The sequence below is a fragment of the Candidatus Seongchinamella marina genome, assembly GCF_026262685.1.
GTDB lineage: Bacteria > Pseudomonadota > Gammaproteobacteria > Pseudomonadales > Halieaceae > Halioglobus > Halioglobus marinus.
The window spans coordinates 241,093-254,642 of sequence record NZ_SHNP01000005.1 but is presented as its reverse complement, the minus strand read 5'-3'; the positions used below and the strand labels follow the sequence as shown (position 1 = coordinate 254,642).

Sequence of the window (13,550 nt, the reverse complement as noted above, 5' to 3'; positions counted from 1 at the left end):
ATATACCCTCTATGGCTGCCCAATCGCTCAACGAGTAACTGGGCATTACACACCCGGGGATTATCCCGAGCAGGTCTTGCTACATATTGTAGTTAACCAAGACTGATCTGAACTTCTACACCTGCTGCCAGGTCTAGTTTCATCAGGGCGTCTACAGTCTTCTCTGTAGGCTCCACGATGTCTAACAGACGCTTGTGAGTACGAATTTCGTACTGGTCACGTGCATCCTTGTTTACGTGCGGCGATACCAACACGGTGTACTTTTCCTTCCGCGTGGGAAGGGGGATAGGACCTTTAACCTGTGCACCTGTGCGGCGCGCAGTTTCCACAATCTCCTGAGTCGACATATCGATCAGCTTGTGGTCAAAAGCCTTAAGGCGTATACGAATACGTTGATTCTGCACCTGACCTAACTCCAATTGAATAAAAAACCAGAGGTCCGCAGTGGAACCCCCCGAAAAAAGGAACGCGAATTCTAATGATGCCCCCCTACCCTGTCAACCCGGATTGGGGATTATTTTTAGGGAATATGACTATGCCCGAAAGCCCTCGCGAAGGGCGGCGACTATACGCCCCGCTGAAGCACATTGCCACTCAAATAACTGGCCATTCTGGTTCAGTTGTAATCGATGCGGTGAAAAGCTAATCCGACACTCATAAAATGACCTTGCGCTGCAGGAACGAACCGGATGCTGCTTCCAGCAAAAAAAAAGGCCAGCGCTCAACTAGCAGGGAACATCACGCGGGAGAGGAATACTCGGACCGATATTTATGCAGTATGGTTATAACAGAGTCACGCCAAAGAAAGCCCCAACCCGAAGCCGGGCTGGTAGTTGCGAGTAATCAGTCGGCACAGCTCATGCAACAGTTTGACTCCGGGATCGCCTGCAGGCGACCGGCCTCGATATTCGCGCCACACTTTTCGCAGTCGCCGTAGGTGCCATCAGCAATTTTATCCAAGGCAACCTGAATCGCATGCAGTGATTGACGTGTCTCGTTGCCAATGGCATCAATGACCTCATCATTTTCTCGTTCCTGAGCTTGCTCGGCGGAATCCCCGGAGTGCTCCTGGGTCACGTCCTTCTTGATACTGGAGAGCCGCGTTTGCATCGACGCGCGGCGCTGTTCCAACTCTGCTCGCAGCTCTTCAATAGCCATTGGAGTCATCAGGCCGCAGTCAGCATACGATAGAGTTCATCTTTGAGATGCACTCTGCGAATTTTGGCTTCTTCCTCGGTGCGAGTCGCTACAGGAGTTACCTCATCTTCCATCTTCTCTATGCTGCGAGTCAGATCGTGATACTCGTCAAACAGGCGGCGAAAGTGCGCGTCACCCACTTTTAATTCATGAATACGTTCATTCAATTCAGGAAACTCGTTGTGGAGGTCGTGATGCGGTACGGACATTGGTTTTCCTCAATATAAATTCGCTTTATGTCGCAAATACAGACTATCAAGTTGGCTGGCGACAACAATGATCCAGATCAGTATAGCGAGCTCAAATAACGGCGGGCCAGACTTGAAAAAAGCAACCAGAAGCTCAACTATAGAACAAACCACCCCGGGAGAACATTGTGGACAGACAACAGAGCACTCACTCCGTATTCATGGGCTACCTGTTGTGGATATTTGGTTTTATTGGCGCCCACCGCTTCTACTACGGCAAGCAAATATCTGGGGTGATATGGTTTTTTACCCTGGGCCTGTTCTTCGTTGGCTGGATAATCGACCTGCTGCTGATACCAGCAATGTCCCGAGAGGCCGATCGACGTTTCATTCCTGGCCCGGTGGATTATGACCTCACCTGGATCCTGCTGACATTTCTGGGCTGGCTGGGCATTCATCGCCTTTACATGGGCAAATGGTTTACCGGTATCGTCTATATGTTTACTGCTGGCTTGTTCGGCTTGGGCATTCTGTGGGATTTCCTGACCCTTAATGAGCAGCTGTCCGACGTCAACAACGACTATTAAACGGTCGCTAGTGCTCTCGGGTCGCGCGGAACTCAAGCTCGGGCCAGCGTTCTTCCATTAATGCGAGGTTGACACGGGTTGGGGCCAGGTAGGTGAGATGCCCTCCCCCATCCACTGACAGGTGCTCTGCGGCTTTCTTGCGAAACTCTTCCAACTTGCGGGGATCGTCGCAGATTACCCATCGAGCGGTGTACACATTGATAGGCTCATACAGCGCCTCTACTTTATATTCATCCTTCAACCGATAGGCGACCACATCAAACTGCAGCTGGCCAACAGCGCCCACAATGAGGTCAGAAGAACTAATGGGTGCAAAAACCTGCGTCGACCCCTCTTCTGAAAGCTGCTGCAACCCTTTCTGCAATTGCTTGGATTTCATTGGGTCCGCCAAGCGAATCCGCCGAAAAAGCTCTGGTGCAAAGTGAGGAATGCCAGTGAACTGCAGCTCCTCGCCTTCACTGAAGGTATCGCCAATCTGAATAGTACCGTGGTTATGCAAACCGATAATATCCCCAGATACGGCTTCTTCTACCAGCACCCGCTCGCCAGCCTTGAAGGTGACTGCGTCAGCGATCTTTACATCCTTGCCAATGCGCACGTGACGCATCTTCATGCCCTTGGTGTAACGGCCTGAGCAGACCCGCATGAAAGCAATACGATCCCGATGACGAGGATCCATATTGGCCTGAATTTTGAACACAAAGCCGGAAAGTCCGGTCTCGCCGGCAGGCACATTTCGAGTAGTCGTTTCTCTATCGAGTGGAGCTGGCGCCCACTCTACAAAATCATTCAACATTTCACGCACGCCAAAGTTACCCAGTGCCGTGCCGAAAAACACGGGACTCAGTTTCCCAGCGAGGAAGAGTTCGAGGTCGAATTCATGGCTGGCGCCACGAACCAACTCCACCTCTTCCACAAAATCGGCATAGTCTTCACCCAGCAAATTTCGCGCCTCATCGCTGTCCAGGCCCTGAATAAGTTCGTCATCAGACAATACCGAACCCCGACCGGGGGTATAACAATGAATCGTGTCGCTATAAAGGTTGTAAACACCCTTGAAGAAAGTGCCCATACCGATAGGCCAGTTGATTGGAGCGCCCTGAATAGCCAGCACCTCCTCAATTTCATCCAGCAACTCGATCGGGTCACGAATGTCCCGGTCCATCTTGTTCACAAAGCTGAAAATAGGGGTGTCCCGCAAGCGGCAAACATTCATTAATTTGATGGTCCGGTCTTCCACGCCCTTGGCACCATCGATAACCATCAACGCAGAGTCCACCGCTGTCAGGGTACGGTACGTATCTTCGGAAAAATCTTCGTGCCCGGGAGTATCCAGCAAATTTACCGTGCGTTCGTGATAGGGAAACTGCATTACCGATGAAGTGACCGATATGCCCCTTTCCTGCTCCATGCTCATCCAGTCTGAAGTCGCATGTGGTCCCTTCTTACCCTTCACCGTCCCAGCTACCTGAATAGCCTGACCGAGTAACAACAGTTTTTCGGTGATAGTGGTCTTGCCCGCGTCGGGGTGCGAAATAATCGCGAAAGTACGCCGCGAGGCAATTGAGTTGCCTAGATCTGACATTGGGAGCTACCGATGAAAAAGCGCGGAGTATACGCCTATCGACAAGATCCCGAAACGATGAGCTGCTATCTGATCGCTGCAATAGACGTTCGATTCAGCAGTGGATTACAGAACCCTGCAACGAAAATTAACGCAACCGCAGCAAACAGCGCTAACTGAGGGCTTCTCTCAGGATTTCGAGAAGCCGGTCTCCAACTGCATCCATTTGCAGTTCAGCAGCAGGCAACTTCCTCGCCATTGAGGTCACCTCAAGGCCCTGGTAACCACAGGGATTTATTCTCTGGAACGGCTCAAGATCCATGTCCACATTCAATGCCAGGCCATGGTAGGAACAACCACGTCGCACGCGCAGGCCCAGCGAGGCTATCTTGCTGCCGTCGACATAGACTCCAGGCGCCTTGGGCTGAGGGGCCGCAGCAATATCGTACTCAGCCAACAGCCGGACGATACTCTCCTCAATCAAGGTCACCAGAGCGCGCACGCCGCGGCCACTGCGCTTCAGGTCAATGAGAAGGTATATGACCCATTGTCCAGGCCCGTGGTATGTCACCTGCCCGCCTCTGTCCACTTGTATAACCGGAATATCCCCGGGCGCCAGCACATGCTCTGCCTTGCCGGCCTGGCCCTGGGTAAATACCCGTGGATGCTGCAGCAGCCAGAGTTGATCGGGGGTATTGGAATCTCGCTGGTCAGTGAGTTCGCGCATGGAATCCAGGACTGGCTGATATTCAGCAAGACCCAGCTTACGAATAAGCAGCGCCACTAAATAACCATTTTAACGTGGCCCGTGGCCAGTAAGTCCTGGTGAAGGGCATCCAATTGCTCCTCGCCGGTTGCGGTGATGGTAATAGTAAGGGAAGTAAACGTACCCTTAGCGCTATCCTTGACCTGAATAGTCTGCTGATCGAAGCCCGGGGCATGGCGCTCGAAGACTTCCAGAATAATGCCTCGATATTCCTCGCTACTACGACCCAGCACCTTGATTGGATAATCGCAGGGAAATTCTATTTTAGGTGGTTCCGCTTGGGACATGACGATATTTCTCCTCAGCTGACACTGAACAAGCTGGCCACCCACATCAAAACCATGTCCCACAATCTGGCAAAAAAGCCGCCGGGCTCAACCGCTTGCAAGGCTACAACCGGACCACGAAAAACCGTTTCGCCATCCAAACTCATAGTAACCGTACCCAATTGATCTCCTACCGCAACCGGCGCTTCGATATCTTGGTTCAACTCTATGTTCGTCGCCAGGTGCTTTTTCTTACCGCGAGGCAAGGTGACTACCGTTTCCTCGAGAATCCCTACAGCAACATAATCCACCTGACCTTTCCAGATACGCGGCTTGTCCAACTCCTGGTTAGCCTCGAAAAGCTCGCTGGTTTCAAAAAACCTGAACCCATAATTCAGCAGGCTACGAGTTTCGTTTTTACGCGCGCGAGTCGAACTGGAACCTAACACGACTGAAATCAAGCGCATGCCGCGCCGCTCTGCAGAAGCCACCAGGCAGTACCCAGCCTCCTGAGTGTAACCTGTTTTCAATCCGTCAACGGTTGGGTCCTCAGCCAGCAAACTATTGCGGTTGTATTGTTTGATATTGTTATAGGTAAATTCCCGCTCTTTATAAACAGCGTAGTGTTCCGGATGTTCGATAATCATCGCTTTGGACAGTGTCGCCAGGTCACGGGCCGTCGTCACATGATCCGGATCAGGTAAACCGTGGGAGTTGACGTAATAGGTGTCAATCATCCCCAGCTTCTCAGCATGGGAATTCATCATCTCCGCGAATACTGCCTCGCTACCGGCCAGATGCTCCGCTACGGCAACGGTGGCGTCATTACCGGAGGAAATCACGATCCCACGCTGCAAATCATCAATAGAGACCTCCTTGCCCGGTTCAATCCACATCAATGAAGAGCCGGCAAACAAGGGGTTTTGGGACCACGCGTTTTCGCTGACGGTCACCATATCTGACAGCGCTATGCGACCCTCATCGATTTCGGTTGCCAGCACATAGCTGGTCATCATTTTAGTGAGACTAGCCGGCGGCAAAGGCATATCCGCATTTTTCTCAGCCAATATCTCTCCGCTATTTGCATCTACCAAGAGATAAGCTTTAGCGGCAATTTGCGGCGGCGACGGCACAATAGTAGCGGCCTGGGCACCGAAAATGGAGAGTGCCAGGAACAGAGCCAGGGAAAATCGAATCATAAAAGTGAGACCGTAGGAGGGTTGCCAAATTCGCAGAGAATGGTAACGCATGCGTCAGCTAACAGGAAGCTGGTGGCCCCCGCTTTTCTGGCGGCCTGTGCCAGTGCCGTCAGGGCAGCGGCTGACCCTGAGAATAACCTTCATCAAGCAACTGCTGTTGCACTAGCGCCAGTTCATCACTATCGGCGACGGGTCCTACCCGCACCCTATAGAGTAATTTACCGCCAGCATCGACCTCACTAATGAATACTGGAGTCTGCAGGAAGCCCTGCAGTTCAGCCTGTAAGCGCTGCGCTGAGGTCTCTGCGCCAAACGCCCCGAGTTGCAAAAAACGATAGTGAGTCCCGGGTGCATCACGACGATCGTCAACACCTGCTATGTTGAGCGCCTCCACTTCTACCGATGCAGTACCCTTCTCCATGTATCCCAACTTCACGGCGGCACCATAGGACAAATCGATCAGTCGATTGCCATGAAAAGGCCCGCGGTCGTTAACACGCACCACCACACTGCGGCCATTGTCGAGATTGGTGACCCGGGCATAACTGGGTATAGGCAGAGTTTTATGCGCCGCCGAAGCGCCATAAGTGTCGAAAATCTCACCATTTGAAGTTTCATGCCCATGAAATTTACTGCCGTACCAGGAAGCAGTGCCCTGCTCTCGATAGTTCCGGTAGTCCTTCAGGACCTCGTAATTCACACCATTGACCGAATAGGGGCTTTGATTGCCCGCCACCAGGATAGGGTCAGCCCTGGGCACAGCATCGATCACATCGTCCGGGCCTAAATGCTTTAACGGCGCTGCATCGCGAGACTGGCTGTAGCGAGTCGCCTGGTATTCGTCGCCACTTTTTCCCGCTGGGCTCTCGAGGTCTTTCACTCCTCGAGAGGAGCACGCCAGAAGTAACAGCGCTGCCCCGAGCCCGACAAGCAGGGCTCGCAGCATTAAGGACTGACTCCCGCGGCGATACGCTGGCTCAATTGATACACACTCATCGCATACATGGCGCTATGATTGTAGCGTGTGATTACGTAGAAGTTGTGCAGCCCCAGCCAGTACTCCATGCCATCGGCCAGTTCAAACTCGATTCCGATTGCTTCAGCTTCAGGGTCTGTTTGCATCGTTGGCTCGAGGCCTGCCGCAGTGAATTCAGCGACGCTAAATCGCGGCTTCAAATTACGACCACGGCTCATCATCTCCTCGGGAATTGCCGCCGTTGCATTGGCCGCCACTATCACCGGGTCACCTTCGGTCCAGCCATGCGCCTTGAAGTAATTCGCCACACTGCCAATAGCGTCCACCGGGTTGTTCCAGATATCCGCCTTTTCATCGCCATCAAAATCGATGGCATAACTTCGATAACTGCTAGGCATAAACTGACCATAGCCCATTGCGCCGGCGTAAGAGCCTTTTAGTAACAATGGGTCCATACCCTGGTCGCGGGTGAGAATAAGGAAGTGTTTGAGCTCCTTGTTAAAAAACTCCGAACGCCGGGGGTAATCAAAAGCCAGCGTAGATAGCGCATCAATGACCCGGTAGGAACCAGCGATGCGCCCATAGTAGGTCTCCACTCCAATGATAGAGACAATCATTGCAGCCGGTACCCCGGTTTCCTGTTCAGCCCTCTGGAGGGTTTCACGGTGCTGCTGATAAAATTCCAGCCCCTGCTTCTCGCGCTTATCGTTAAGAAATATTTCGCGATACTCATACCAGGCCTTGGTCTTTTCCGCGGGGCGAGACATGGCGTCCAGAATCGATTGCTGACGCCCCGCATCACTGAAGATCTCGATCAATTCCTCACGGTCAAAGCCCTCCTGGCTGACCAATTCATCGATGACTTCCATCGCGGCCGGATTGGCTCCGTAGTTCACTTCCTGTGCGCAGGAAAGTGTTGACCATAGGAGGCAAGAGGCCACCAGCAAAACCCTGAGAAACTTATGCATAAAGGAAACTCGTCATATCTATAAAAAATGTGTTCAGTGAACCACCATACGCTTTTCGGTGCTCACCGCCATCAGTATGCCAAATCCGGCCATCAGGGTAACCACCGAGGTGCCGCCGGCGCTCACCAGCGGCAAAGGTACCCCTACCACCGGCAACAGCCCTGCTACCATTCCCATGTTAACAAAGATGTACACGAAAAATGTCAGCGTCAGACTGCCGGCCATCATCCTGCCAAAGCTGGTTTGCGCGTGCAGACCAATCCAGAAGCCGCGTAACAATATGAGCAAATACAATGAAAGCAGGAACAAGACTCCGCGCAAACCAAACTCTTCTGCCAACACCGCGATAATAAAATCGGTATGGCTTTCGGGCAAAAAATCCAACTGTGACTGGGTCCCAGTCATCCAGCCCTTGCCCTCCCAGCCACCCGAACCTATCGCCGTTTTGGACTGAATGATATTCCAGCCAGCTCCAAGCTTGTCGCTCTCCGGATTTAGCATGGTGAGAATCCGCTGCTTCTGGTAATCCTTAAACACAAACATCCAGGCAGGCCAGGCCGAGGCCACGGCGAGAACCATCGCGCCAAAAATATAGCGCCAACCAATTCCAGCCATAAACAACACAAACAGACCACTGGCAGCGATCAACAGAGATGTACCCAGGTCTGGTTGTTGTAAAATCAATCCCGCGGGCACCACCACCAGCGCCAGTGATACCAGTACGTACTTAAACCTGGGCGGAAGAATACGATCGGACAAGTACCAGGCGACCGCTATCGGCACCACCAACTTCATTATCTCGGAGGGCTGAAACCGGAAGCCTCCTATTTGCAACCACCGCTGAGCGCCCTTAGCGCCAACGCCAAAGAACATCACCGCAACGAGTGTTGCCACGCCGGCGAGATAAAGCCACGGCGCCCAGCGGGTATAGCGCTGCAGACTGACTTGTGCACCCAAAATCAGGATGACATAGCCAACCGCGAAGTAGCGGCCTTGGCGAACGACCGCACCCATATTTTGACCAGAGGCACTGTAAAGGACAAACAATCCATACGTGGTCAGCGCCATCAACAGCAGAAGTAAAGGTATATCAATATGCAGCCGCGAGGCTGTACTGGGCGGACGAGCCAGGTCCGCACTGCCCTGATGCGGCATCTGACGAACATAATCACCCATCAGGCTGGGTCCTTATATTGACTACTACCGAAAAGCCAGGTGTCGATCACTTTGCGAGCAATGGGCGTGGCCGCAGAGCTTCCGCCCCCATTCTCTACGATGATGGCCACCGCGATAGTGGGCGCCTCAGCGGGTGCGAACGCGATGAAAAGCCCGTGATGGCGATGACGCTCGTTCACTTCTTCTTCGTTATAAACCGCGTTCTGCGCTATGCCGATGACCTGCGCGGTACCGGTCTTTCCCGCCATCCGATACTCGATTCCCTTGGCCAGGTAATTGGCGGTGCCGCGCTCGCCGTGCACAACCTCCAACATACCCTCATAAATAGAGTCCCAGTTTTGTTGCTCAGCTTGCAATGGTTCCAGCTCTGGCACTACCACCGGCTCGCCGTTCACTTCCCGCAATAACCGGGGTACGCGTCTTTTGCCTTTGCTAGCGAGTACGCTGGTGGCCACTGCAAGCTGCATCGGGGTGGCCAACATATAGCCCTGGCCGATGCTCGCACTGATGGTTTCACCCGGGTACCAGGTTTGGCCAAGCGTATCGCGCTTCCAAACTTTGGATGGTAATACGCCCTGCCGCTCATTGGTGGTATCAATACCCGTGCGGTCACCCAGACCATACGGCGACAGGTACTCGGCCATACGGTCAATAGTCAATCGCCGACCCAAGTCGTAAAAATAAGTATCACAGGATTCAGCAATCGCCATCTTCATATCCACTTCCGGCGCATGGCCAGTACCGCGAATTCGCAGTATCCAGTCACGGTAGCGATGTGAATCTCCTGGCAGGCGATACCAGCCGGGGTCAGGCACGGTAGATTCGGGGGTGACCAGACCAGACTCCAGTCCAGCCATCGCCATCATCGGTTTAATGGTGGATCCGGGTGGGTATTGGCCTTGCACGGCCCGGTTAAACAAGGGTACGTCGAGGGAATCGCGCAACGCGCTGTAGTCTTTTGAGCTAATGCCATTGACGAACAAATTAGTATCAAAGCCCGGGGTTGAAACCAGGGCCAGTATCCCACCGGTGAGAGGATCAATGGCAACAACCGCGCCCCGGCGATCACCCAGCGCGTCAAAAGCCGCCTTCTGTACTTCAATATCCAGATGCAGGGTCAGGTCTACCCCCGGTTTGGGCGAATAACGCTCCAACACGCGCAGCACACGTCCATGAGCGTTCGTCTCAACATTCTGGTAGCCCACCGCACCGTGCAGCATCTGTTCATAGAACTTTTCGACGCCTATTTTGCCCACGTGAAAGGTGCCCCGGTACTCAGTCTCATCCAGTTCAAATGCCTCCCGCTCATTAATCCGGCCCACATAGCCCAGGGCATGAGAAAACAGTTCACCCTGGGGGTAGTGGCGCAACAGTTGGGCATCCACCACGACACCAGGCAAGCGAAATCGATTCACCGCCAGGATAGCCCGCTCTTCCTCAGTAAGGCGAAACCGCAGCGGCACAGCCTCATAAGGGCGGCGGCGTTTAAGTCGCTGCTGGAATTTTTCCAGATGAGATTCGGTAATAGGTACCAGTTGTTGCAGCTCTGTCAGGGTGGCGTCAAAGTCAGGCACTCGCTCCTTGATCACTGACAGACTAAAACTGGGCCGGTTATCTGCCAGGAGAACACCATTACGATCGTAAATCAGGCCGCGCTTGGGCGGCAGTGGCTGCAGCTTGACTCGATTGCTGTCGGACTGGGTGCGGTAAGACTCAAACTCGGTGACCTGCAGGCTGTAATAGCGGGTCAGGATAATCCCCAACAACGCCAGAACGACCGTAATAGCGGCCACTGTTCGCGCACTGTATATCCGGGACTCCCGGTTAGGATCCTTCAGGGCGATGTATTGTGGCATGTAACCGCTTGGCCTGGATGTGATTTGAGAAAAGACTATTCGCGATGATACGGGTGATTGACAGTGATTGTCCAAGCCCGATACAACTGTTCAGCAAGTAGCACCCTGACCAGCGGATGTGGAAGCGTCAGATCAGATAACGACCAGCGTCGTTCCGCTCTTTCAAGGCAGGCATCGGATAAACCGTCGGGCCCTCCGATCAGCAGGCTATAATTCTCCCCGGACATTTGCCAACTGGAAAGCTGCTCCGCCAGCTCGCCGGTGGACAGTGATTTACCGCGCACATCCAGGGCAATCAACCGGTCGCCTGCCGGTATAGAGCGCAGTATCTGCTCCCCCTCTTTGATTTTGAGCTGACTGGAGTTACTAGTCTTGCCGCGAGGCGCCAGCGGGAGTTCTTTCCACTCAACTTTTAACTCTCGGGGCATGCGCTTGCTATATTCTTTCACCCCCTGGCTCACCCAGGGGGGCATTTTAGTGCCTATCGTAATGATGCTGATGCGCATCAGTCAGCGTCAGGCTTGGGATGTTCTGCCCACAGGCGTTCTAAGTCATAAAAGTCCCGGGTGGCCGGCAACATGACATGGACAACCACATCACCAAAGTCCACCAACACCCACTCGCCGGCATCCTCACCCTCAACCCCCAGCGCACGCTGGCCCTGCTTCTTCGCCTCCATGCAGACATTGCTAGCGAGTGACTTCACATGACGATTGGAGGTGCCACTGGAGACCACCAGGTAATCCATGACATCGGTGAGACCGGTCACGTCCAGGGTGACTGTGTTTATCGCTTTCAAGTCGTCCAAAGCATCGACGACCAGTTTCTTCAACGGTTCAGCTTGCATCGCACTGATGGCTATTCATAGATGTGCCATTCCTCATTGGTAAAGTTGCCTCGATTCAATATAGTCCAATACCGGCTCGGGCAGCAGGTAGCGGACAGATCTGCCAGATTGCAGCAGTTCACGTATTTCGGTAGATGAGATCGCCAGTGGGCGAAGCTCCTCGATTAACACACTGCCAAAGGCGCGCGTGTTCAGTATTTGCCGGTCTGATGTATGGTGGCTGGCCAACCAATCAGCGACCTGCCCTGTGTCCGGAAAATGCCACCCTGGCCGCGCAATCACCACAATGTGTGCCACGGTAAGCAGTTCCTCCCAGCGATGCCAGCTGTCTAGTTTAAGCAGCGCGTCGCAACCCATCACCAGACACAGACTGTGCCCTGCACCCAACTCAAGGCGCAGCTCTTCAAGGCTCAAAATGGTGTAAGAAACGCCCTCTCGATCCAGTTCGCGGGTATCACAACGCAGTTGGGGCTCGTCGCGGACCGCCAGTTCTACCATCTCCGCTCGCTGCCTGGCGTCGCATAATGGAACCTCGCGATGCGGCGGCGTAGCACAGGGCATCAGGCGTAAATGATCCAGTTCCAGGCGCTCAGTTAATTCGAGGGCCGAGCGCAAATGGCCATAGTGCACTGGATTGAAGGTGCCACCGAAAACCCCAACGGGAGTAAGTGCCTCGCTCAATTGCGAACCTGCCCCTCACCCAAGACTATGTATTTCACAGAGGTGAGTCCTTCCAGGCCGACAGGGCCTCGGGCGTGAAGCTTATCTGTGGAAATACCAATTTCCGCTCCCAGGCCATATTCAAAGCCATCCGCGAAGCGAGTAGAAGCATTGACCATCACCGAACTGGAGTCGACCTCCCGCAAGAAACGCATGGCACGCCCGTGATCGCGCGTAACAATACTCTCGGTATGCTGGGAGCTATAGGTATTAATGTGATCCATTGCCTGTTCCAGGTCCTCGACTACGCGCACCGCCAGAATTGGCCCTAGATACTCTTGGTACCAATCATCCTCGCTAGCGGCGGTAACACCGGGCAAAATCGCCATTGTGCGCTTACAACCCCGGAGCTCGACCCCGGCAGCGCCATAGGCCTCACCCAGTCGGGGTAGCATCACTGATGCCATGTCAGCGTGAACCAGCAGAGTCTCCATGGTGTTGCAAGTCCCGTAGCGCTGGGTCTTGGCATTGACCGCAATGGCTTCAGCCATATTCTCATCGGCGCCGTCGTCAATATAGACATGGCAGGTTCCGTCCAGGTGTTTGATCACCGGAACCTTGGCGTCGTTACTAATACGCTCAATAAGGCCTTTGCCACCGCGAGGCACAATAACGTCAACATACTGAGGCATTGTGATCAACTGGCCCACTGCTGCGCGATCACGGGTGGCAACCACCTGAACCGCCGCTGCGGGCAAACCCGCATGCTCCAGACCCATAGTGAGGCATCGCGCAATTGCCATATTAGATTCCAATGCCTCACTGCCGCCTCTGAGAATGGTGGCGTTGCCTGACTTCAAACAAAGGCTGGCTGCTTCTACTGTCACGTTTGGACGTGACTCATAGATGATTCCAATGACACCCAGGGGCACGCGCATTCGCCCTACCTGAATGCCGCTGGGCATAGTGTTCATATCAGTAATACTGCCCACAGGGTCTGGTAAGGTGGCGACCTGGGTAAGACCTTCGAGCATCGTATCGATACGCGCTGGGGTAAGCTCCAGCCGATCCATTAGCGGCGCATCCAGACCGTTAGCCGCGCCCCGCTCCAGATCAGTCGTATTGGCAGCCGCCAGCTCTGCACGGGCACTGTCGAGCGCATCGCGGGCAGCCAGCAGGGCCGCATTACGGGCACTGGTCGCCGAGGCCGCAACCTCTCTTGAGGCGGCTCGCGCCTTGCGACCCAGTTCCACCATGTACTGCTCTACTTCCATTACCCCGATTCTCTTTACTGTCAGAG

The 13,550-nt window shown here is 53.8% G+C and carries 16 protein-coding genes; 1 reads left to right on the top strand and 15 read right to left on the bottom strand.

Annotated elements, in window-relative coordinates:
* Positions 1-92: 92 nt before the first annotated feature.
* From rpsJ to EYC87_RS14855, 3 genes are all read right to left on the bottom strand, one after another.
* Entirely contained in the window at positions 93-404 is a 312-nt protein-coding gene (gene rpsJ, locus EYC87_RS14865) for a 30S ribosomal protein S10 (RefSeq protein ID WP_117955610.1), read from the bottom strand.
* 439 nt (positions 405-843) lie between these two features.
* Positions 844-1,158 carry a TraR/DksA family transcriptional regulator gene (locus EYC87_RS14860; protein ID WP_279253560.1) on the bottom strand — a complete coding sequence of 105 codons (315 nt, stop codon included), beginning with the start codon at positions 1,156-1,158 and terminating at the stop codon, positions 844-846.
* A gap of 8 nt (positions 1,159-1,166) precedes the next feature.
* Positions 1,167-1,406, bottom strand: coding sequence for an HP1242/YdcH family protein (locus EYC87_RS14855; protein ID WP_007230766.1), 240 nt, complete (start codon positions 1,404-1,406; stop codon positions 1,167-1,169).
* A 200-nt stretch (positions 1,407-1,606) separates the two neighbouring features.
* Here EYC87_RS14855 and EYC87_RS14850 point away from each other — a divergent pair, with 200 nt between their 5' ends.
* A complete protein-coding gene (locus EYC87_RS14850) occupies positions 1,607-1,972 on the top strand; it encodes an NINE protein (protein ID WP_007230765.1) in 366 nt (121 codons plus the stop codon).
* A gap of 7 nt (positions 1,973-1,979) precedes the next feature.
* Here EYC87_RS14850 and EYC87_RS14845 read toward each other — a convergent pair whose 3' ends face one another.
* From EYC87_RS14845 to EYC87_RS14790, 12 genes are all read right to left on the bottom strand, one after another.
* Complete coding sequence (locus tag EYC87_RS14845) at positions 1,980-3,557, bottom strand: peptide chain release factor 3 (protein WP_279253559.1); 1,578 nt, start codon at positions 3,555-3,557, stop codon at positions 1,980-1,982.
* A gap of 151 nt (positions 3,558-3,708) precedes the next feature.
* The gene (lipB, locus tag EYC87_RS14840) at positions 3,709-4,320 is read right to left on the bottom strand and encodes a lipoyl(octanoyl) transferase LipB (protein WP_279253558.1); all 612 of its coding nucleotides are present in this window, start codon (positions 4,318-4,320) and stop codon (positions 3,709-3,711) included.
* Positions 4,320-4,589: an HP0495 family protein gene (locus EYC87_RS14835; protein WP_007230785.1), complete on the bottom strand. Its 270-nt coding sequence runs from the start codon at positions 4,587-4,589 to the stop codon at positions 4,320-4,322. The genes lipB and EYC87_RS14835 overlap by 1 nt, the downstream gene beginning before the upstream one ends.
* A gap of 14 nt (positions 4,590-4,603) precedes the next feature.
* Positions 4,604-5,767, bottom strand: a complete 1,164-nt coding sequence (locus EYC87_RS14830; protein WP_279253557.1) for a D-alanyl-D-alanine carboxypeptidase family protein — start codon at positions 5,765-5,767, stop codon at positions 4,604-4,606.
* A 109-nt stretch (positions 5,768-5,876) separates the two neighbouring features.
* A complete protein-coding gene (locus tag EYC87_RS14825; protein WP_279253556.1) occupies positions 5,877-6,713 on the bottom strand; it encodes a septal ring lytic transglycosylase RlpA family protein in 837 nt (278 codons plus the stop codon).
* The gene (gene mltB, locus EYC87_RS14820) at positions 6,713-7,711 is read right to left on the bottom strand and encodes a lytic murein transglycosylase B (RefSeq protein WP_279253555.1); all 999 of its coding nucleotides are present in this window, start codon (positions 7,709-7,711) and stop codon (positions 6,713-6,715) included. Before mltB ends, EYC87_RS14825 begins: the two co-directional genes overlap by 1 nt.
* A gap of 33 nt (positions 7,712-7,744) precedes the next feature.
* Entirely contained in the window at positions 7,745-8,887 is a 1,143-nt protein-coding gene (gene rodA, locus EYC87_RS14815) for a rod shape-determining protein RodA (protein ID WP_007230767.1), read from the bottom strand.
* On the bottom strand, positions 8,887-10,743 hold the full coding sequence (gene mrdA / locus EYC87_RS14810; RefSeq protein WP_279253554.1) for a penicillin-binding protein 2: 1,857 nt from the start codon (positions 10,741-10,743) through the stop codon (positions 8,887-8,889). The genes rodA and mrdA overlap by 1 nt, the downstream gene beginning before the upstream one ends.
* A gap of 35 nt (positions 10,744-10,778) precedes the next feature.
* Positions 10,779-11,249 (bottom strand): 23S rRNA (pseudouridine(1915)-N(3))-methyltransferase RlmH, encoded by a 471-nt coding sequence (rlmH, locus tag EYC87_RS14805; protein ID WP_279253553.1) that lies wholly within the window; start codon positions 11,247-11,249, stop codon positions 10,779-10,781.
* Complete coding sequence (gene rsfS, locus EYC87_RS14800) at positions 11,249-11,590, bottom strand: ribosome silencing factor (RefSeq protein ID WP_279253552.1); 342 nt, start codon at positions 11,588-11,590, stop codon at positions 11,249-11,251. The genes rlmH and rsfS overlap by 1 nt, the downstream gene beginning before the upstream one ends.
* A 33-nt stretch (positions 11,591-11,623) precedes the next feature.
* On the bottom strand, positions 11,624-12,271 hold the full coding sequence (gene nadD, locus EYC87_RS14795) for a nicotinate-nucleotide adenylyltransferase (protein WP_279253551.1): 648 nt from the start codon (positions 12,269-12,271) through the stop codon (positions 11,624-11,626).
* On the bottom strand, positions 12,268-13,524 hold the full coding sequence (locus tag EYC87_RS14790) for a glutamate-5-semialdehyde dehydrogenase (RefSeq protein ID WP_279253550.1): 1,257 nt from the start codon (positions 13,522-13,524) through the stop codon (positions 12,268-12,270). The genes nadD and EYC87_RS14790 overlap by 4 nt, the downstream gene beginning before the upstream one ends.
* Between the last annotated feature and the right edge of the window lie 26 nt (positions 13,525-13,550).